The sequence below is a fragment of the Rhizobium sp. WSM1274 genome (assembly GCF_025200775.1).
Taxonomy (GTDB): Bacteria; Pseudomonadota; Alphaproteobacteria; order Rhizobiales; family Rhizobiaceae; genus Rhizobium; species Rhizobium leguminosarum_I.
Window position 1 is genome coordinate 4,484,214 of sequence record NZ_CP104138.1, and the last position, 21,167, is coordinate 4,505,380.

Annotated in this window: 15 protein-coding genes; 7 read left to right on the top strand and 8 right to left on the bottom strand. The window is 61.4% G+C overall.

Features of this window, described 5'->3' with window-relative positions; all coding sequences use genetic code 11:
* The first annotated feature begins 27 nt into the window (after window positions 1–27).
* Window positions 28–1,140 (top strand): 3-isopropylmalate dehydrogenase, encoded by a 1,113-nt coding sequence (gene leuB, locus N2600_RS22155; protein WP_260109717.1) that lies wholly within the window; start codon window positions 28–30, stop codon window positions 1,138–1,140.
* A gap of 259 nt (window positions 1,141–1,399) precedes the next feature.
* The gene (lpxE, locus tag N2600_RS22160) at window positions 1,400–2,152 is read left to right on the top strand and encodes a lipid A 1-phosphatase LpxE (protein WP_222384345.1); all 753 of its coding nucleotides are present in this window, start codon (window positions 1,400–1,402) and stop codon (window positions 2,150–2,152) included.
* A gap of 36 nt (window positions 2,153–2,188) precedes the next feature.
* Here the strand turns inward: lpxE and N2600_RS22165 are convergent, their stop codons facing one another.
* The 5 genes from N2600_RS22165 to N2600_RS22185 all read right to left on the bottom strand — a co-directional run bounded on the left by N2600_RS22165 (window position 2,189) and on the right by N2600_RS22185 (window position 8,594).
* Entirely contained in the window at window positions 2,189–4,075 is a 1,887-nt protein-coding gene (locus N2600_RS22165) for an MFS transporter (RefSeq protein WP_260297405.1), read from the bottom strand.
* Window positions 4,076–4,319: 244 nt separating this feature from the next.
* Window positions 4,320–5,594, bottom strand: a complete 1,275-nt coding sequence (locus tag N2600_RS22170) for an ABC transporter permease (RefSeq protein WP_260297407.1) — start codon at window positions 5,592–5,594, stop codon at window positions 4,320–4,322.
* Window positions 5,591–6,283: an ABC transporter ATP-binding protein gene (locus N2600_RS22175; protein ID WP_260297409.1), complete on the bottom strand. Its 693-nt coding sequence runs from the start codon at window positions 6,281–6,283 to the stop codon at window positions 5,591–5,593. The genes N2600_RS22170 and N2600_RS22175 overlap by 4 nt, the downstream gene beginning before the upstream one ends.
* 6 nt (window positions 6,284–6,289) lie before the next feature.
* Window positions 6,290–6,751, bottom strand: coding sequence for a hypothetical protein (locus N2600_RS22180; RefSeq protein ID WP_017966035.1), 462 nt, complete (start codon window positions 6,749–6,751; stop codon window positions 6,290–6,292).
* Between the two features lie 88 nt (window positions 6,752–6,839).
* A complete protein-coding gene (locus N2600_RS22185; RefSeq protein WP_260297410.1) occupies window positions 6,840–8,594 on the bottom strand; it encodes an alkaline phosphatase in 1,755 nt (584 codons plus the stop codon).
* A gap of 87 nt (window positions 8,595–8,681) precedes the next feature.
* On the opposite strand from N2600_RS22185, the gene N2600_RS34490 reads away from it, so the two are divergent.
* From N2600_RS34490 to N2600_RS22195, 3 genes are all read left to right on the top strand, one after another.
* Window positions 8,682–8,894, top strand: a complete 213-nt coding sequence (locus N2600_RS34490) for a hypothetical protein (RefSeq protein WP_170260831.1) — start codon at window positions 8,682–8,684, stop codon at window positions 8,892–8,894.
* A gap of 111 nt (window positions 8,895–9,005) precedes the next feature.
* Window positions 9,006–10,040 (top strand): aspartate-semialdehyde dehydrogenase, encoded by a 1,035-nt coding sequence (locus tag N2600_RS22190; protein WP_017966032.1) that lies wholly within the window; start codon window positions 9,006–9,008, stop codon window positions 10,038–10,040.
* A gap of 278 nt (window positions 10,041–10,318) precedes the next feature.
* Window positions 10,319–11,140 (top strand): lytic murein transglycosylase, encoded by an 822-nt coding sequence (locus tag N2600_RS22195; RefSeq protein ID WP_162114974.1) that lies wholly within the window; start codon window positions 10,319–10,321, stop codon window positions 11,138–11,140.
* A gap of 173 nt (window positions 11,141–11,313) precedes the next feature.
* Here N2600_RS22195 and N2600_RS22200 read toward each other — a convergent pair whose 3' ends face one another.
* A complete protein-coding gene (locus tag N2600_RS22200; protein ID WP_020486152.1) occupies window positions 11,314–11,955 on the bottom strand; it encodes a carbonic anhydrase in 642 nt (213 codons plus the stop codon).
* Window positions 11,956–12,027: 72 nt separating this feature from the next.
* Window positions 12,028–12,903 (bottom strand): pyridoxal kinase PdxY, encoded by an 876-nt coding sequence (gene pdxY / locus N2600_RS22205; protein WP_260297411.1) that lies wholly within the window; start codon window positions 12,901–12,903, stop codon window positions 12,028–12,030.
* Window positions 12,904–13,179: 276 nt separating this feature from the next.
* On the opposite strand from pdxY, the gene N2600_RS22210 reads away from it, so the two are divergent.
* Both N2600_RS22210 and N2600_RS22215 read left to right on the top strand, forming a co-directional pair.
* Complete coding sequence (locus tag N2600_RS22210) at window positions 13,180–17,955, top strand: NAD-glutamate dehydrogenase (protein ID WP_260297412.1); 4,776 nt, start codon at window positions 13,180–13,182, stop codon at window positions 17,953–17,955.
* A gap of 27 nt (window positions 17,956–17,982) precedes the next feature.
* A complete protein-coding gene (locus N2600_RS22215; protein ID WP_260297413.1) occupies window positions 17,983–19,371 on the top strand; it encodes an MFS transporter in 1,389 nt (462 codons plus the stop codon).
* A 39-nt stretch (window positions 19,372–19,410) separates the two neighbouring features.
* On the opposite strand, the gene purH is transcribed toward N2600_RS22215, so the two are convergent.
* Window positions 19,411–21,027 (bottom strand): bifunctional phosphoribosylaminoimidazolecarboxamide formyltransferase/IMP cyclohydrolase, encoded by a 1,617-nt coding sequence (purH, locus tag N2600_RS22220; RefSeq protein WP_170277839.1) that lies wholly within the window; start codon window positions 21,025–21,027, stop codon window positions 19,411–19,413.
* Window positions 21,028–21,167 lie beyond the last annotated feature (140 nt).

Below are 21,167 nucleotides of genomic sequence, written 5' to 3' on the forward strand. Positions count from 1 at the left end.
GCAACTTGTTTTTCCCAGGAGGGTTTCATGACAGCGCGCAATCTTTTCCTGCTGCCGGGTGACGGCATCGGTCCCGAGGCCATGGGCGAGGTTCGCAAGATCATCGCCTATATGAACGAGGCGATGAATGCCGGTTTCGTCACCGACGAAGGCCTTGTCGGCGGCTGCGCCTATGATGCGCATGGTGCGGCGATCTCGGAAGCCGACATGCGGAAGGCGCTTGCCTCCGATGCCGTTCTCTTCGGCGCCGTCGGCGGCCCGAAATGGGATAGCGTGCCTTACGAAGTGCGCCCGGAAGCTGGCCTGCTGCGCCTGCGCAAGGATCTGCAACTCTTCGCGAACCTGCGCCCCGCCATCTGCTATCCGGCCCTTGCTGCGGCCTCGTCGCTGAAGCCGGAACTGGTCGAAGGCTTGGATATCCTGATCATCCGCGAGCTGACCGGCGGCGTCTATTTCGGCGAGCCGAAGGAGATCATCGACCTCGGCAACGGCCAGAAGCGCGGCATCGACACGCAGGTTTACGATACCTACGAGATCGAGCGCATCGCCGGCGTCGCCTTCGAAATGGCCCGCACGCGGCAGAATCGCGTCTGCTCCATGGAAAAGCGCAACGTCATGAAGTCGGGCGTGCTCTGGAACCAGGTGGTGACTGAGACGCATAAGGCAAAATATTCTGACGTCCAGCTCGAACACATGCTGGCCGATGCCGGCGGCATGCAGCTGGTGCGCCAGCCCAAGCAGTTCGACGTGATCGTCACCGACAACCTCTTCGGTGACATGCTCTCAGACGTCGCCGCCATGCTGACCGGCTCGCTCGGCATGCTGCCGTCGGCCTCGCTCGGCGCGCCTGACGGCAAGACCGGCAAGCGCAAGGCGCTCTACGAGCCGGTGCATGGCTCGGCCCCCGACATTGCCGGCAAGGGCATCGCCAATCCGATCGCCATGATCGCCTCATTCGCCATGTGCCTGCGTTACTCCTTCAATCTGGTGAAGGAAGCCGACGATCTGGAAAAGGCGATCGCCAACGTGCTCGACAAGGGCATCCGCACTGGCGACATCATGGCCGACGGCGCAAGACAGGTCGGCACCGTCGAGATGGGCGATACGATCCTCGCCGAATTCAAGACGCTTTCTGCCTGATATTTCACGTGAAACAGTTCCGGCCCTTCGCAGCATTCTTGCGGAGGGCTTTTTTCTCAAGGCCGCGAACCGCATCGGCTTGGTCGAATTATCCCAAACCGACTATCCTCGGCCACAATCTCGTGTATTTTTGCGCCGGATTTTAACGGGCGCATAATCCATTGGAAGCGATCTTCCAATGGATTATGCGCCAACTCAAAATAATAGAGCGTCCTTAGCGCGTCGTGGCACTTTAGGGCAAATTTGAACGGACGACGGAATGCGGGCATTTTGGGCTTCCCTGAACAGGCGCTGGCGCCGGAATGGCGCTGGCATGCCGCCTTTGCGCTGGCAGGCCTGCCTCTTCGTCACACTCAATGCCGTGATCCTTTCCATGCTGCTCTTCGACGCGCCGATCGGCGCCAGCGAGGCTCCTGCACCGGTGAAGCACCTCGGCGAGATGCTGACCGGCTTCGGTGATTCCGCCTGGCTGATCTACATCAGCATCCTGCTGTTCTTTCAGGGACGGGCAGGCTACAAGCTTGTCAAGACGGCGCGCTCCAAGGCGCAGGCGCTCTATATCAGCTGGATCGGCGCCTATCTCTTCACCACGGTCGTCTTCTCAGGCCTGCTCGCCAATCTGCTGAAGCGGGCGATCGGCAGGGCGCGTCCCGATCATTTCCACGACTACGGCATCTTTTCCTTCACGCCCTTCTCAGGCCATGCCGCTTTCGAAAGTTTCCCGTCCGGCCATTCCACCACGGTCGGCGCCTTCTTCGCCGCCTTCGCACTGCTGTTTCCGCGCTATCGCGTTGCCTTCATCGTCTGCGCGATCTGGCTCGGCATGACACGTGTCATGGTCGGCGCCCACTATCCGAGCGACGTCATCGCCGGCCTTGCCTTCGGCGCCTGGTTCTCGCTGCTGACGGCGATCGTCTTTGCGCGCTGTGGCCTGCTCTTCAAGCTGGCGCCGGATGGCTGGCCGCTCGCCAAGCGCTTGTTCCCCGACGCGAAAAAACCCGGCGCCTTGTGAGCGCCGGGCTTCTTTTCTTGAGCGCTGACGCGCCTCTCAATCCATTGCGTGGATATCCCTGTTCTTCGTTTCCGGCAGGAAGATCAGGCCGATCACCAGCGTGATCGTCGCAAAGACAATCGGGTACCAGAGACCGTAGTAGATATCGCCTGCGGCAGCGCTCATCGCGAAGGCCGTCGCCGGCAGCAGGCCGCCAAACCAGCCATTGCCGATGTGATAGGGCAGCGACATGCCGGTATAGCGGATGCGGGTCGGGAAGAGCTCGACCAGCAGAGCGGCGATCGGGCCGTAGACCATCGTCACATAGAGGACGAGGACGAACAGCACGGCGATCGTGCCGATCCAGTTGACGCGGTTGGGATCGGCGACCATGGCGAAGCTACCGCCATTGGCGATGTTATAGACCGCCATGTCGGTGACGCCATTGGCCTCATCCGCAGTCAGCAGCTTGGTCTCGACCAGCTTGGCCGCCGGCACGGTTTCCTTCTCGCCGGCGCGCACGGCATCGGCGTTGAGCGACAGTTCCGGATTGGCTGCGATAAAGGCATCGAGCTTGGCATCCGGCACTTTGACGGCGCCGCGGTTCAGCGGGTAGCCGGCATCGTGGAGCGCGATGTTGACACCCTTTTCGAAGGCGGCGGTCATGCTCTTGGCCTTGTTGCCGGCAGCGACGACGTCGAAGCTTGGGATCGTCGCGTTGCCGACCTTCACCGTTGCCGGCTGCCCGGCGGTACCGGGCACGACATCGTAAGGCACCGAGTTTTTCGTCAGGAACGCCGTTGCCACGTCGCAGGAGCTGGTGAACTTGGCCGTACCGGTCGGGTTGAACTGGAACCGGCAATCCGCCGGATCAGCAGTCACCGTTGCCCGAATCGAAGCCTGCGCTTCGGCAAGCGCCGGGTTCGCCGTCCAGGTCATCGCCTTAAACAGCGGATTATAGGTCACCGCCGCGATGAGAAGACCTGCCATGATGATCGGTTTGCGGCCGATTTTGTCGGAGAGACCGCCGAAGATGACGAAGAACGGCGTGCCGAGGAGGAGTGCGATGGCGACCATGACATTGGCCGAGAACAGATCCACCTTCAGCACGTTCTGCAGGAAGAACAACGCATAGAACTGGCCGCCGTACCAGACGACCGCCTGGCCCATGGTGGCGCCGAGCAGCGCGATGATCGCGATCTTGGCATTTTTCCACGTCCCGAAGGCCTCGGTCAGCGGCGCCTTGGAGCCTTTGCCTTCCGCCTTCATCCGCTGGAACGCCGGCGATTCGTTCATCTTCAAGCGGATCCAGACGGAAACGCCGAGCAAGACGACCGAGACCAGGAACGGAATGCGCCAACCCCAGGCGGCAAACTGAGCCGCACCCATCAGATATTGCACAAAGACGATGACGATCAGCGACAGGAACAGGCCAAGCGTCGCCGTTGTCTGGATCCACGAGGTGAAGTAGCCGCGGCGCCCGTTCGGCGCATGTTCGGCGACATAGGTCGCCGCACCGCCATATTCACCACCCAGCGCCAGACCCTGGAGCAGGCGCAGCCCAATCAGGATGATCGGGGCGGCGATGCCGATCGTGGCGGCGCCCGGCAGGACGCCGACGAGGAAGGTCGACAGACCCATGATCATGATCGTCACCAGGAAGGTGTATTTGCGCCCGACGAGATCGCCGAGACGGCCAAACACCAGCGCGCCGAAGGGGCGTACCAGGAAGCCGGCGGCAAAGGCAAGCAGCGTGAAGATGTTGCGCGTTGCCTCAGGATATTGGGTGAAATAGGTCGCGCCGATATAGGTGGCGAGCGAACCATAGAGATAGAAATCGTACCATTCGAAAACGGTGCCGAGCGAAGATGCGAAGATGACCTTCTTCTCCTCGCCGGTCATCGGACCGGCCTTCGCGCCGTCGACGCTTGCGACATTTGCCATTGTCTGTCCTCCACAGAGTGATGAGCACGCGCGCGGCCTACTTTCCTCAAAGCATACCCCTGGCCACGACACGCCTGACGAGAGTGTGCCAGAAACGACAGATCAAAAAGAGAGATGCTTTGGGATTATGACTTTAGTCTAATGGCGCCACGCTTTGTCATGCGCATCAAGCTCGCCACCGCCGTGACGATGGAGCTGCCGGAGGTTTGGAAGAAGGCTTCGCCGCGGATTGTGATGTGGACCGTTACGCTCTCAACGCCTGCGCCGGCGATTGCCGGTAGGCGAGCACTGCCGGCAGCGCGGCAAGAATTGTGGCAAAGGCAAGCAGCACGGCCGCAAGCCAGGCGTCTTCCCGCGCGAAGCCGACCGGCATGGCGACCCCACTCGTTTGTGAGAGCATGCCGGACAAGATGAGGGCCGCGGCATAACCGAGCGCGAATCCGAGTGCGATGCCAATTGCCACCAGGAAGAAGAATTCGAGCCAGACGATGCCGAAAATCGCGCCGCGCGGGGCGCCGAAGGCCCTCAGCGCGCCAATCTGACGGCGGCGCTGGCCGATATGGATGACCGTGACCAGCACCAGCGAGGCTGCGACGAGAGCTTGCGCGCCGGAGGCGACCGCGACGAGGATCTGTTTGGCGTCGCCGAGCGTGGCATAGAGATTGGTCAGCACCTCGCCGGGAAAGACGGCGACGGTATTGCCGCTGCGATAGTCCTGCCGCAGCTTGTAGGCATCGGCGATCGTCTTCGGCTTGACGAGAATGGCGGGAAGGCCGGGAGCTTCCGCAGTCCAGCTCTCATCAAGCGCGGCATCGGGATCGGCTTTCCCGTGATGCCCATGCCCATGATCGGCGCTGGCTTCCTCATGCTCATCATCATGTAGAGCCTCGGCGCCATTCTCCGCATGCTCCTCCGCCTCCATGCCATGGATGTGCCAGACGGCCTGGATCGGAACAAGAATCGCTCGGTCCCAGGTGGTGCCGGTCGGCCGCAAACGGCCGGCGATATGATAGACGAGCTCGGTATGGGTCTCGCCGCCCTCTTCCAGCGATCCGTGCATCGGCTTGATCTCGCCGCCGAGCGGCAGCTTGACGGCCGAGCCGATCACTGCCTCGCCCTCGCGCGCAAAAATCTTGCCTTCTGCTAAACCGCCGGACAGGTTCTCCGCCAGCATGGTCGTTGTGCCGACGATCGGATAGCCGGAGAAGGAATCGCCAAAGCCGATCGGGGCTGCCCAATCGACCCGTGGATCCGCGGCAAGCTTGCCCAGGACCTCGCCCGGCATCAGCGGCAGCGGCGAGGGCTGCAGGAAGACGGAGGACAGTACGAGCTGCGTCTCGCTGCCGCCGGCGCCGATCACAAGATCGAACTTGTCGGCAGCGCGTGCGCTGCCGAGACGAAGCGCCCGCTCCTGCAGGACGACGGAAACGCCAAGCGCAGTCGCAAGCGCCACCAGCAGCACGACCACCAGCGACCCCGCCCAGAGGCGACGAAGATCGGAAAGGATGAAGCGGATCATGCAGCCTCTCCCGCCGTCGTCGCGGAATCTTCGCTGATCCGGCCGGAACCGAAGGTGATGCGCCGGTCGAGGCGGCTGGCCAAGCGATGGTCGTGTGAAACGACGATCAGCGTGCTGCCTTCGGCAATGGCCAGATCGAGGATGAGATCGCCGACCGCCTCGCCGCTTTCGGCATCGAGGCTTGCGGTCGGCTCGTCGGCGATGATCACGCCGGGCTTGCGCAGCAGCGCTCGGCCGATCGCCACACGCTGCATCTCGCCGCGTGACATGGTTTCGATTTTCTGGCCGGGGCGGGAAAGACCGACCGTCCTCAAAAGTGCATGCGCCCGCTCGATGACATCAACTGTCGCAGCGCCGGCGAGCCGCGCCGGCAGCAGCACGTTTTCCACCGCCGACAGGCCGGGAAAGAGATGGAACTCCTGCATGACCAGGCCGATATTGGCGGCACGGAACCGGTCGCGCCGGCTTTCTGAAAAACTCGCGATATCCTCGGCGTTCCAGCGGATGCGGCCTTGCCGTGTCCGCTCCAGCCCGGCAACGATATTGACGAAGGTGCTCTTGCCGGAGCCTGACGCGCCTGTAATGGCGACCCTGCTGCCTGCATCGATCGACAGGCGGCCGATCGCCAGTGCCGGCGAGGACAGGCCCGGGAAGGTGACGGTCAGGTTTTCGATATCGAGAGCGAGCATATCGGTTCAGACGGCGAAATATTCGGCCTGGCGGATTCGCAGCAGGCTGACAAAGCCGGTGTCCGGATCCGTCCACGAACCATATTCCAGCGTGCCGCGCACTTCGATCGTCTGGCGCGACTGCACGAAGGTCTGTTTCTCCAAGAGATAGACGACCACGATATTATCAGGCCAGTCCGCATCCGAGGAACAAAAGGGGCAGAGCGACATCGGCACTTCGGTCAGCACGAAGAACTGGGCCTCGGCCTTCAATGGCGGCGCCATGAAGCCCTTCATACTGATGTCCTGACCGGCAAGGCGCTTCACCTTGTCTGAGAATTCAAGGCCGAGCACGCCGAACTTGCCGTAGAGCTCACCGAACGCGAGCGAAGAATCGGCAGCGCGAACGAGGGAAGCGGTCAGGGGAAGCATAATGGCGGCGCCGATCAGCCGGCGGCGGCTGAGATGCAACGAAGAAACTGTTTCCATGGCGACCTCCAAGAAGCAAATCCCGGCCGCTGAACGGCCGGGACCATGATCGATGAAAGAGGCAAGGCCGGCAAGCGGCCTTGCCAGATCAGTTCGTCTGCTTGGCGCCGAGAGCGAAGACGTCGGCGAGCACGCGATAGACGTCGCTCTGTTCCAGGTAACCGTGGAAGCCTTCAGCGCCCGGACCAGCCGACTGCAGAACGACGTCGTCGACCGCGTGGACGCCGCTCTCGCTGCTTTTGGGAAGATTGCCCTGAACGAAGACTGCGCCTGGAACATCCTTGTACTGTTCGTTGGCGACGTATTCCTTCTTTTCGTTCTGGACGGCCGGAACGAAGGGACCATCGAGCTTCGGACCGAAGGTCTCATAGTGGTCAGGGCCGTTGTTGGCGCTGAGAAACAGTCGGCGGCTGACGTCGATCTTATCGGGATAGCCGTCGCCGTTTTCGTCCTTGTAGTTCGGGAAGCCGGCTTCGGCATAGGTCCCGACCTTTTCGCGCATTTCCGTGCCGGGCTTTTCATCATCGACGGTACCGATGATGGATACGCCATGCGTGTGGTCGCCGGTGACGACGATCAGCGTGTCCGGATGGGCCTTCTGGAATTCGCGGGCAACGCCGATCGCCTGGTCGAATTCGATGGTTTCGATGACGGCGCGATCCCAATCGAGCGGATGGGACATTTTGTCGATCGACGAACCTTCGACCATCAGGAAGAAACCATCAGGATTCTTGGAGAGGCGGTCGAGCGCAACCTTGGTCATGGCGACGAGACCCGGCTGGTTCGGGAACTTGTCGACGGTGCCCTTCTTCAGGAACTCGCGATCAAGCGTGACGTCCATATTGCCGGTGTGGAACAGGCCAAGGAGATTGCCTTCAGCCGATGCATTGGCTGCGAGCTCGTTCTTGTCGGTCGCTAGCTTGTAGCCGGCATCCTGGAAAAGCTTGATGTAATCTTGATTGTCCTTGCGCTTGGAACCGGGAACTTCTTTGCCGAGGAAATAGGCCGAGCCGCCGCCGAGCAGGACTTCCGGCTTGACGTCGAGCAGCATGCCGACGATGTCGGCCTTGTCGCCGCGGTTGCGGGTGTGGGATACGACCGCAGCCGGCGTGGCGTCTTCGACCTCCGCCGTTGCAACGATGCCGATCGCCTTCTTGGTCAGGCGGCGAACGGCTTCTGCGAAGGTTTCAACGCGCGGGTCATCGAGAGAGGCCGGCGTACGGTCCGCATAAACGCCGATCGCGTTGACGGCTGTCTTGTGGCCCGTCATGTAGGCGGACATGGTGTTGGCCGAGTCCGTGGCAACGGCATTCGTCGCCGACGTGCCGATGAAAGCCATGCGATCGAGATCGTCCATATTCAGGCGGCCATTCGCCTTACCTTCGGTCATGCCCTTGGACATGATGCGGGCAGCGGTGCGATGTGCAACGGAAAGCCCGTCGCCGAGCAGGAAGATGATGTTCTTGGCCTTCGGCTGGGCTGCCGTTTCGTAAACGTTCCAGGTGACGGACTTCGTTTCGTCTCCGGCCGCGACTTCGATCTTGTAGTCGCCCGGCGCGGAAATCTTCAGGCCGCGCAGCAGGATAGCGGAACCGAGAGCCTTGTCGTCCTTGCCTTTTTCCAGTTCGACGAACTGCGCCTCGCCCTCGAGCACGGCCTTGTAGTCCTGGCCATTGACCGTAATCTTCACATCTTCGGCCTTAACCTGCTTGTTGAGCTCGACCTTGAAATCGAACGGCGAACCGGCAAGGATCGTCGCGCGATCAAGCGGATAGACCGTCGTCGCCTGAGCGGCGCCCGCAAGGATGGTGGTGGCCGCAAAGGCGGCGAGAAGCGTACGCATGGAAAACCCCCGTTTTCGTTGCAGACATTAACAACCCGGCCGGGATACCTCCCGAGGATGACACCGGCATGACAAAATGTCGCAGGATTGCGGCCGCCGCTTTCACCTGCAGGCTCTGAGCGCAAAAACCTTGACTCCTGTGGAAAACCTTCTAAGAGCAACAGCGGAAAAGGAATCTCCATGGTTCGCGACGAACACGCCATTGCCGAATGCAATGACCGGGCACGGGTTGCCGGGGTGGATATTGCCGTTCCGGTTTCTGCCAAAATCAAGGCCAAAACGACGACGAAAACCGTCTGACGTCTCTGGCCTGCCGCTCTCTCCCCGGCTCGGCTGGGGACAGGAAGACGCGATTGATCGCGCCTTTCCCCTCACCGGACAAGAGGAGAGAAGAGAAAGAGAGCTTGAGAAATGGGTTTCAAAGTAGCAGTTGCGGGAGCGACCGGAAATGTTGGCCGGGAGATGCTCAACATCCTCTCGGAGCGTGGCTTCCCCGCCGATGAGGTCGTGGCACTCGCCTCCTCGCGTTCGCAGGGCACCGAGGTTTCCTTCGGTGACCGGACGCTGAAGGTCTCCAATCTGGAGAATTACGATTTCTCCGATACCGACATCTGCCTGATGTCGGCCGGCGGCGAGATTTCCAAGAAGTTCTCCCCGAAGATTGGCCAGCAGGGCTGCATTGTCATCGACAATTCCTCGGCTTGGCGCTACGACGCCGACGTGCCGCTGATCGTGCCGGAAGTGAACCCGGATGCCATCAGCCAGTTCACCAAGCGCAACATCATCGCCAATCCGAACTGCTCGACCGCCCAGCTGGTGGTGGCGCTGAAGCCGCTGCATGACTTCGCCAAGATCAAGCGCGTCGTCATCTCGACCTACCAGTCGGTCTCCGGCGCCGGCAAAGACGGCATGGACGAGCTCTTCAATCAGACGCGCGCCGTCTTCGTCGCCGATCCGATCGAGAACAAGAAGTTCACCAAGCGTATCGCCTTCAATGTCATCCCGCACATCGACGTCTTCATGGAGGACGGCTACACCAAGGAAGAATGGAAGGTGCTGGCCGAGACGAAGAAGATGCTCGACCCGAAGATCAAGGTGACCTGCACGGCGGTGCGCGTGCCGGTTTTCATCGGTCATTCGGAATCGGTCAACATCGAATTCGAAAACGAGATCACCGCCGATCAGGCCCGCGACATCCTGCGCGATGCACCGGGCTGCCTCGTCATCGACAAGCGCGAGGATGGCGGCTACATCACGCCATATGAATCCGCCGGCGAGGATGCGACCTACATCTCTCGCATCCGCGAGGACGCAACGGTCGAAAACGGCCTCAACATCTGGGTGGTCTCCGACAATCTGCGCAAGGGTGCTGCGTTGAACGCCATCCAGATCGCCGAGCTGCTCGTCAATCGTGGACTCGTCAAGCCGCGAAAGCAGGCCGCCTGATACCATTTGTAAACCATAATATGCTAAAGCCCTGCTGATGATGAAGGCAGGGCTTTTTGCCGAATTGTGGACGCTTCTGTCCATAAGCGCTTGCTGAAAAAGGCGGTCGTGACAACATCGCCTTCGGCTGGCATTCTGCCCAGCATCAAGCCAAAGCATGCCGTCCAAAACCGTGCAGCGGTTCGGGACAGCGACATGAACAGAACGAAGACTTTGAGCGCGTCGCATGGCCCCGTTTGGCCGCGGCGCGCTTCAGTAGATCGGAAGCGGGGTTTCTCATGCGCATGACAACATTCTTTCTGGCGGCGTTTACGGCGGCGGGCGTCCTGCACGCGCTGCCGGCGGCGGCCCAGGGCGCTCAATGCGGCAATAATAGCAGCGGTTTCGGTGCATGGGTCGCCGACTTCAAGCAGGAAGCAGCGGCAAACGGCGTCAGCCGCTCGGTCCTCGACCGCGCCTTCGCCAACGTCAATTACAACAGGCCGACAATTGCCGCCGACCGAGGCCAAAAGAGCTTCAAGCTCTCCTTCGACGCTTTCATGCAGAAGCGCGGCGGGGCCGCCGTCATCTCCCGCGGCCGCAGCATGAAGGCCGCCAACCAGGCACTTTTTGCCTCGATCGAGCGCCGTTTCGGCGTTCCGGCCGGCCCGCTGATCGCGATCTGGGGCATGGAGACCGGTTTCGGCAGCTATATGGGCAACCAGCATACGCTGTCGGCTGTTTCGACCCTTGCCTATGACTGCCGTCGTTCGGACTATTTCACCGACCAGCTCTATGCAGCACTCCAGCTCGTCTCCGAGGGCTATCTGAGCCCGCAGGCCAAGGGTGCCGCCCATGGTGAAATCGGCCAGACGCAGTTTCTGCCGCGCAATGTCGTGCGCTTCGGCGCCGATGGCGACGGCGACGGCCGCGTCGACATGGTCGGTTCCCGCGCCGATGCCCTGGCCTCGACCGCGAATTTCCTCAAGGGCCACGGCTGGCGCGCCGGCGCCGGCTATCAGCCCGGAGAGCCGAATTTCGTCGCCATCCAAGGCTGGAACGCCGCCAGCGTCTACCAGCAGGCGATCGCCTATATCGGTCAGCAGATCGACGGCAGATAGGCTCTCATCGATAAGAATACTCGAAACGCCGCTGCGATATGCGGCGTTTTTCATACGCGGGAATCAAAGCCGCCGCCGGACAATCGCCACGCTGATCGAAACGTCGGTCGTGCGCGACCAATTGACGGCGAGCTTAGCAACAATCCTTAAAAAACTGATAAACCGGCATGTCCCTAGATTTCGGGACGAATGAAGTCGCGTGTCTCGGCGTCCATGACCCAGAGTTCACCGGTCGAAATGTCGAACCAGGCGCCGTGGAGATGAAGGCTTCCCGCTTCCTCGAGAGCCTTGATGTCGGGGAAGCTTCTGAGATTGTTGATCGAATTGCGGATGGAGACACGCTCAAGCGCCGTCTGCCGCTCGGCCGCCGTCATCACGTCGTTGCTCTGGATCTGCTCGGCGGCCGGTCTGACCAGCGACATCCAACGGCCGATGAAATCGCCAGGCGACAGCGGTTCGGCATTCGGGTCGAGCGCTGCGCGGATGCCGCCGCAGCGTCCATGGCCCATCACGACGATATCCGAGACCTTCAGCGCCTGTACCGCAAATTCGAGCGCGGCCGAGGTCGAGTGGAAATGGCCGTCCGGCTCGTAGGGCGGCACCATGTTGGCGACGTTGCGAATGACGAAGAGCTCGCCCGGGCCGGCATCGAAGATCAGCTCCGGTGCCGCGCGGGAATCCGAACAGGCAATGACAAGCGTATGGGGGTCCTGACCGTTTTCGGCAAGCTGCCGATACCTGTCGCGGGCGTCGGCATAACGCCCGTTCATGAAGTTGCGATAGCCGTCCAGAAGAGGTGTTGGAAAACGCTGCATGCTTTCTGGATTAGCGCGCGCGGAAGACAAGATCAACTGCTGCACTGCAAAATGAACATATCGGCAAATGCGTCATTTTTTCCGCCGCTGCGCCGGGTGCATGAGCCGGCGCATCTGCACCATGGCCATCGGCGTCGAAAGGCTGGAAGCATCGCTTGCTAGCATCAACTCGTTGCTGCCGCGCTTGACGGCACGCGCAAGAACCTCGAAGACGCTGGCGGTGGCAAGCTGCAGCGCCTTTTCGTCCTCGAGCCCGGAAAGCAGGCGCGACAGGAAGACGGCGGCCAGCAGGTCGCCGAGACCATTCGGCGGGTTTTCGACGACGCGGTGCTCGGCAAGAAGCGCGTGGCGACCGGAAAGATAAAGATTGCCGGTACCGCCCGCCATCATCGGCACGGCTGAAGTGACGAGCATGCGCGATGGTCCGAGCGCGAGCGCCGCCTCCATGATCGTGCCATTGTCTTCGAGGGCCGCCCCCGAAAGCCATGCGAGCTCGTAGCGGTTCGGCGTCGCCAGCGAGGCGAGCGGAATGAGATGATCGCGAATGGCCTCTGCGGTCGCTTCCGGCACATAAAGGCCGCCGAGATCGCCCATGACGGGATCGCAGACATAGAGCAGCTCGGGATTGTTTTGCCTGAGCGCGCCGATCAGCCGGGCGACGGAACGCGCCTGGGCGGCATTGCCGAAATAGCCTGAAAGCACTGCCTTGACTTCGCCGATCCACGGCGCGCGGATCAGATCGTCGATCGCCGCGTCGAAATCCGCTTCGGCGAAAGTCAGCCGTGTCGAGCGGCCGTGGCCGGGATGCCAGGGCAGCACGATGGTCGGCATGGCCCAGACCGGATGACCGAGCGTCTCCAATGCAAACACAGCCGCCCGATTGCCAACCGAGCCCCGGACGACATGGCTCGAAATGACGATGACTGCGCCCGCTGCATTTTCCGACATGATACCCAAGATCCGAATGATGACCGCGTTTGATGATCTTTTTGACGCCACGCTGTCAACCATTCTTCACGCGAGCATGGAAATGTCCGGCGGAACGAAAAACCGGAAGACGCGACTTTCGCTTTCGTTTGGCAAAGAAATCGGAAAATTTCTTACAAACTCTCGTTTCCAGCGCCAATAAAGCGTCAAAACAAACCTTCGGACCTCTCTTTTAGAGATTTTTTCGAAGAATCTTCTGCTAGCTTGCAAAAAATCAGACATTGAGGGAGGCGATCCATGGCTGCCAGAAACAATCCGAAACGGGAAAAGCAGATCGAAAGCGCGCGCAAGATCGCCAAGGCGACAGGCGAGGCGCATCTCGATCCGGCAATTCTCTTCGGCCGGGCAAGCAATGACGATCTCGAACTTTATACGCCGGAAATGCTGGCACTCTCCGCCGTGCGTTCGGCAAAGGAACTCGCCGCCTGGAACGGCAAGGCGCCCCGCGTCAGCATCGACACGATTGCCGATGTGACGCCTGGTGGCATCGCGGTCTCGGTGCTGTCAGTCACCGACGAGAATATGCCTTTTCTGTTTGAATCGGTCATGGGCGAAGTGACCAGCACCTATCGCGACCTGTTCATGGCCGTGCATCCCATCCTGGTCATGGAGAAGGGCAAGGCGCCGGCGCTTTATTCTGCCGATCACCCAAGCGATCCGGCCAACCGCGTCAGCCATATCCAGCTTCATGTTGCGCCGCTCAATTCCGCCCAGGCGGCCGAGCTCGTCAAACGCATCGAAAAAGTGCTCGAACAGGTCCGCCTCTCGGTGTCCGACTGGAAGCCGATGCTTGCCAAGCTCGACGGGGTGATCGCCGAGCTTTCGGCTAATGCCGCCGGCCGCAAGAAGGCCGAACATGCCGAGGCCGTGGCTTTCCTGACCTGGCTGCGCGACGAGAATTTTACGTTTCTCGGCATGCGCGAATATGTCTATTCGGGCAAAGGCGCTGACGCCAAGGTTGAGCGCGACAAGGGTGCTGGCCTCGGCATCCTCTCCAATCCCGATGTTCTGGTGCTGCGCACCGGCAAGGACGCTGTGACCACCACGCCTGAGATCCTCGCCTTCCTCGACGGCCCCGACTTTTTGATCGTCACCAAGGCCAATGTGAAATCGATCGTCCATCGCCGCGCCTATATGGATTATGTCGGCGTCAAGCGCTTCGACGCCGAGGGCAACGTCACCGGCGAACTGCGCATCGTCGGCCTTTTCACCTCGACGGCCTATACGTCGCTTGCCTCCGAAATCCCGCTGCTGCGGTCCAAGATCGAGAAGGTGAAGGAACATTTCGGCTTCGATCCGATGAGTCATTCGGGCCGCATGCTCGACAACACGCTGGAATCCTATCCGCGCGACGACCTTTTCCAGATCGACACGACGCTGCTCGCAAGTTTTGCCGAGCAGATCAACGACCTGGCCGATCGGCCGCGCGTGCGCGTCCTGCCGCGCATCGACCATTTCGACCGCTTCGTCTCGGTGATCGTCTACGTGCCGCGCGAGGAATATGACTCGATCGTCCGCGAACGGATCGGCACCTATCTGAAGACTGTCTATGACGGCCGTGTCTCTGCCTATTACCCGGCTTTCCCGGAAGGGGGCGTGGCACGCGTGCATTTCATCATCGGCCGCTCCGGCGGTAAGACGCCACGCATTCCGCAGGCAAAGCTCGAGCAGGTGATCCGCGAGATCACCGCCCGCTGGGACGACCGTTTCGAGGCGCTGGCCGGGGCCAAGGCGCCGAAGATATCAGTCGACCAAGCCTTCCAGGATTCCTTCACTCCAGAGGAAACCGTGGCAGACCTCGCCGATATCGGCGCCTGCGCCGCCGGCGAGCCGCTGCGCATCCAGTTCTACCATCGTCAGGAAGAACAGGGCCGCGTCCTTTCGCTGAAGATCTTTCACGCCGGCGGCCAGCTGGCGCTGTCGCGCCGCGTGCCGCTTCTCGAGAATCTCGGTTTCAATGTCGTCAGCGAACGCACCTTCGACATCGGGGTGCCGGCCGCCGACGGAGAAAAGAAACTCGTCGTGCTGCACGATATGGAACTCGAGGCCCGCAATGGCGGAGAGATCGATCTGCAGCGTTACGGCGCCGCCCTCGAGGAAGGCTTCGTCGCCGCCTTCGCCGGGACGATCGACAATGACAGCTTCAACCGGCTGATCCTTTCAGCCGGTCTCTCCGCGCGCGAGACGAACGTTCTGCGCGCCTATGCGCGTTATCTCCGCCAGGCCGGCATCGCCTATTCCCAGGATTATATCGCAACGACCCTCGACAAATATCCTGGTGTCGCCGCTGCTATCTTTCGTCTCTTCCATGACACGCTCGACACCACGCTTTCGGAAAAGGCTCGCGTCAAGAAGCTTGCCGAACTGCACCAGGCGATCGAAGCCGAGCTCGCCGATGTGCCGAGCCTCGACGACGACCGTATCCTGCGCTGTTACGTCAATATCGTCGATGCGACGCTGCGCACCAATTATTTCCAGAAGAACCCGGATGGCTCGCCGAAGCCGATGCTGGCCTTCAAGCTCGATCCGCATCTGGTGGACGGGCTGCCGCAGCCGAAACCCTTCCGCGAGATGTTCGTCTACGGCGTCGAAGTAGAAGGCGTGCACCTGCGCTTCGGCAAGGTGGCGCGCGGCGGCCTGCGCTGGTCGGATCGCGCCGAGGATTACCGCACCGAAGTGCTCGGCCTCGTCAAGGCCCAGCAGGTCAAGAACGCGGTCATCGTGCCGGTCGGCGCCAAGGGCGGTTTCTATCCGAAAAAGCTTCCCGTCGGCGGCAGCCGCGACGAGATCTTCAATGCCGGCCGCGAGGCTTACAAGACCTATATCCGTACGCTGCTTTCGATCACCGACAATATATCGGGCGCCGATATCGTGCCGCCGAAGGATACGGTCAGGCTCGATGGCGACGATCCCTATTTCGTCGTCGCCGCCGACAAGGGCACCGCGACCTTCTCCGACACCGCCAATGCACTGGCACAGGAAGCCGGCTTCTGGCTAGACGATGCCTTTGCCTCCGGCGGCTCGGCCGGTTACGACCATAAGAAGATGGGCATCACTGCCCGCGGCGCCTGGGAAACCGTGAAACGCCATTTCCGGGAAATGGACATCGATATCCAGGCGACGCCCTTCACCGTCGCCGGCGTCGGCGACATGTCGGGCGACGTCTTTGGCAACGGCATGCTGCTCTCTCCCAAGATCCGGCTCATTGCCGCCTTCGATCACCGCGACATCATCATCGATCCGAACCCCGATATGGAAAAGACGCTGGCCGAACGCCAACGGCTCTTCGACCTGCCGCGTTCAAGCTGGCAGGATTTCGACAGAAACGTGTTGTCGAAGGGTGCGATGATCATCTCCCGCGCGGCGAAATCGGTCACGCTGACGCCGGAAGCGGTTGCCGCGATCGGCATCGACAAGGCCGTGGCGACGCCCTTCGAGATCATGATGGCGATCCTGAAGAGCCCGGTCGACCTGCTCTGGTTCGGCGGCATCGGCACCTATGTGAAAGCGCCGTCCGAAACCGACACCGATGTCGGCGACCGCGCCAACGACCCGATCCGCATCACCGCGGTGGAGGTGCGCGCCAAGGTGATCGGCGAGGGCGCAAACCTCGGCGTTACCCAGAAAGGCCGCATCGCCTACGGACTGAAGGGCGGGCGCTGCAATTCCGACGCCATCGACAACTCGGCCGGCGTCAACACATCGGACGTCGAGGTCAATATCAAGATCGCGCTGGCAGCCGCCATGCATGACGGACGCCTGACGCGCGCAAAACGCGACCAGCTTCTTTCCTCGATGACGGGCGAGGTGGCGACCCTGGTGCTGCGCAACAACTACCTGCAGTCGCTGGCAATCTCCCTGACGGAACGCAAGGGCACGGCAAACGGTCTGCAGCTTGCCCGTTTCATGAGCGTGCTCGAGGGCGCCGGCCAGCTGAACCGCAAGGTCGAGACGTTGCCGGACGACCAAACGCTGGCCGAACGTTATACGGCCGGCAAGCCGCTGACTCGGCCGGAAATCGGCGTGCTGGTGTCTTATGCCAAGATCGTGCTCTTCGATGCGCTGGCCGCAAGCGACCTGCCTGACGATCCCTATTTCATCGCAACGCTTATGAATTATTTCCCCGTGAAGATGCAGAAGTCGAACGCCGGTGATATCGCCAGCCACCGCCTGAAGCGCGAGATCGTCGCGACCGTACTTGCCAACGAAGCGATCAACCGCGGCGGGCCGAGCTTCATCGTCGCCATGATGGACGCGACGGCGGCTTCGGCTCCAGAAGTGGTGCGCGCCGCGATCGTTGCCCGCGACGGTTTCGACCTGACCCGGCTCTGGGCCGAAACGGATGCTCTCGACGGCAAGGTTTCCGGTGATATGCAGAACCGTATCTATGAGGAGATCAGCCATAGCTTTACCGTATTGACGCGCCTGCTCCTGAAGACCGGGATGACCAAGGCGGATATGGCAGAAGTGATTAGCCGGCTGCAGGTTGCCTTGAAGAAGCTGAAGCCTGCCTTCGCCGAACAGGCGGGCGGCGATGTTGCAGCCCGCCAGGCGGAATACAGTCAGGCCGGCGTGCCCGAAAAACTTGGCGCCGAGATCGCTGGCCTCCAGGGCTTTGCGCTGGTGCCTGAGATCATGCAGATCGCCGAGCGTACCGGCGAGCCCCTGCTGCGCGCGGCCGAAAACTACTTCGCGGTGTCGCAGACCTTCCGTATCGGCAGATTGTTGGCGGCGGGCGGGCGGATCCTCACCTCCGACCACTATGAGAATCTGGCGCTTGCCCGCAGCATCGATCAGATCGCCAGCGCAAGACGCGACATCGTCATCTCGGCTCTTTCCGATCACGGCAGGGAAAAGCTTCCCGTACAAGCCTGGCATGCCCAGGATCGCATCCGCATCAACCGTATCCTCGAGGAGCTTTCAAGCCTCAGCGACGGCGGCGATCCCAATCTCGCGCGTATTACCGTTGCTGCAGGTATCCTCACCGATCTTGCGCGCGACCGGGCGAGGTGAGACAGTCCGCGTCAAAACAAGGAGCGGATGTTGAATCGCATTGACTGGACAGGAACGCAGCCGCCGAAGGCCACCGAGAAGGGCATCTGGGGGTGGATGTTCTTCGACTGGGCAGCACAGCCCTTCTTTACCGTGGTCACAACCTTCATCTTCGGACCCTATTTCGTTTCCCGCCTGACCGATGACCCGGTTTCCGCCCAGACGACGTGGAGCAACATGGCGACGATCTCCTCGGTGATCATCGCCCTGCTCTCACCCGTCCTCGGCTCGATCGCCGACCAGTCCGGCGCGCGCAAACCCTGGATCGGCTTCTTCGCGATCATCAAGATCGCCAGCCTCTTCTGCCTCTGGTTCGCAGCCCCCGGTTCGCCTGTTGTCTATCCCGTCATTTTCATGATCCTCGCCTCGATCTCGGCCGAGTTTTCGATCGTCTTCAACGATTCGATGATGCCGCACCTGGTCGGCAAGCACGAGGTCGGCAAGCTCTCCAACACCGCCTGGGGGCTCGGTTATCTCGGCGGCATCATCGTGCTCATTGCCGTCGTGACGCTTTTGGCGGCGAGCCCTGAGACCGGCAAGACCATCCTCGGCCTCGATCCGCTATTCGGCCTCGATCCTCAGACCGGTCAGGATGCACGCATCACCGGGCCGATCTCGGCCGTCTGGTATCTGATCTTCATCCTGCCGATGTTCTTCTTCACGCCGGATGTCGGCAGGGGTCTTCCCTTCGGCACCGCGGTGCGCTCCGGCTTGCGGGAACTCAGAAACACGTTCAGCGAACTCCGGGAGCGCCGCGGCATCCTGACATTCCTCATCGCCCGCATGATCTATCAGGACGGCGTCAACGGCCTGCTGATCCTTGGCGGTATCTTCGCAGCCGGCATGTTTGGCTGGGCAACGATCGAGATCGGTATCTACGGCATCATCCTGAATGTTGTCGCGATCTTCGGCTGCCTTATCGCCGGCCGCGTCGACAAGGGCGTCGGTTCGAAGGTAACCGTCGTCATCAGCCTCACCATGCTGCTTCTCGCCACCATCGGCATCATCTCGACAGGACCGGGTTACACCCTGTTCGGACTGATGCCGCTGCCGACGGCCGATTCCGGCGGCCTTTTCGGCACTGCGGCGGAAAAGGCCTATATCCTCTATGGTCTGCTGATCGGGCTCGCCTTCGGGCCGGTGCAGGCCTCGTCGCGCTCTTATCTTGCCCGCAGCGTCAGTCCGGAGGAAGCCGGCCGCTACTTCGGCATCTACGCGCTTTCGGGCCGCGCCACGAGTTTCATGGCGACGCTGCTCTTCTCGCTGGTGACCTATATGAGCGGATCACCGCGGCTCGGGATGGCAACGCTGATCCTGTTTCTTGCCGGCGGACTGGTGCTCTTGTTCCGTACACCCTATCCGGCCGATCGGGCATAGCAATCAGCTCTGCCCTGGCCGACGGCGGCGTACAATCACTCAGTGCCGGAAATGGCGCATGCCGGTAAAGACCATTGCGACGCCGTGTTCGTTAGCGGCATCGATGACCTCCTGGTCGCGCATCGATCCGCCCGGCTGGATAACCGCCGTCGCCCCTGCCGCGATCATCGACAAAAGACCGTCGGCAAAAGGCAGGAAGGCTTCGGAGGCAACCGCCGACCCGTGCGTCATCGGCACTGCAAGGCCAAGCGCCTTGGCGGCCTCTTCGGCCTTCAGCGCGGCGATGCGGGCGGAATCGACCCGGCTCATTTGGCCTGCGCCGATACCGGCGGTCTGGCCGTCCTTGGCATAGACCACGGCATTCGATTTCACATGTTTGCCAACCTTGAAGGCGAACTTCATGTCATCAAGTTCCCGTGCCGTCGGCGCACGCTTGGTGACGACCTTGAGTTCCAGATCCTCGACCATGCCGTTGTCGCGGCTCTGGACCAGCAGGCCGCCGGAAACGGTCTTTGCCGTCAGGCCCGCGGCACGCGGATCAGGCAGCCCGCCGGCGGACAGCAGCCGCAGGTTCGGCTTACGGGCGACGATCGCCTTTGCCTCCTCCGTGACATCGGGCGCGATGATCACTTCGGTGAAGAGCTTGACGATCTCCTCAGCCGTTTCGGCATCCAGCGTCCGGTTGAGGGCGATGATGCCGCCGAAGGCGGAAACGGAATCGCAGGCGAGCGCCCGCCGATAGGCCTCGACCAGGCTGGATCCGGTGGCGACGCCGCAGGGATTGGCATGTTTGATGATCGCGCAGGCCGGCGCCTTCTCAGGCAGGAACTCGGCGACCAGTTCGTAGGCGGCATCCGTATCGTTGATGTTGTTGTAAGAGAGCTGCTTGCCCTGGAGAAGAGCGGCCGTCGAAACACCCGGGCGCTTCTCGCCGGTGACATAGAAGGCGGCCTTCTGATGCGGGTTTTCGCCGTAGCGCATCTCTTCCTTCAGCGCGCCGCCGATGACCCGGTGGCGCGGCGTGTCGATCGACAGCGCCTCGGCGAACCAGTTGGAGATCATTGCATCATAGGCGGCGGTGCGGGCATAGGCCTTGGCGGCCATCCGCTGGCGGAAGGCATAGGCGGTCTTGCCGTCATCTGCGGAAAGCTGCTCCAGCAGTTCGGCATAATCGGCCGGATCTGTCAGGGTCGTCACATAGGCATGGTTCTTGGCCGATGCGCGGATCATCGCCGGACCGCCGATATCGATATTCTCGACGGTCGTCGGATAGTCGCCGCCGGCCGCACGCACCTCCTCGAAGGGATAGAGGTTGATGACGGCGAGGTCGATGCCCTCGATGCCGTGCTTTTTCATCGCCTCCTGGTGTTCACCGTCGTCACGGATCGCCAGCAGGCCGCCATGCACCATCGGATGCAGCGTCTTGACCCGTCCGTCCATGATCTCGGGAAAACCGGTGATTTCGGAGACATCGGTGACGGCAAGACCGGCAGCAGTAATCGCTTTATAGGTGCCGCCGGTCGAAAGCAGCCGCACACCTCTGGCAGACAAGGCGTGGGCGAGGTCGACGATGCCGGTCTTGTCGAAGACGGAGATGAGCGCGGTCTTGATTTCGACCTTGTCGGGGGCGGGGATCTTTTTGGAAATGACGGCCATGAAACCTTCTCCGTTCGGGCTTCGGGAGGACATCCGCAAGGGATGTTCGCATGCTGGCGCCGCGTTAGCACAGGTTTGCCGCCACGCAAACAGGCGTCAGAGCAGATGTCGAAAAGCACGAGCTATTTTTGGATAGCATC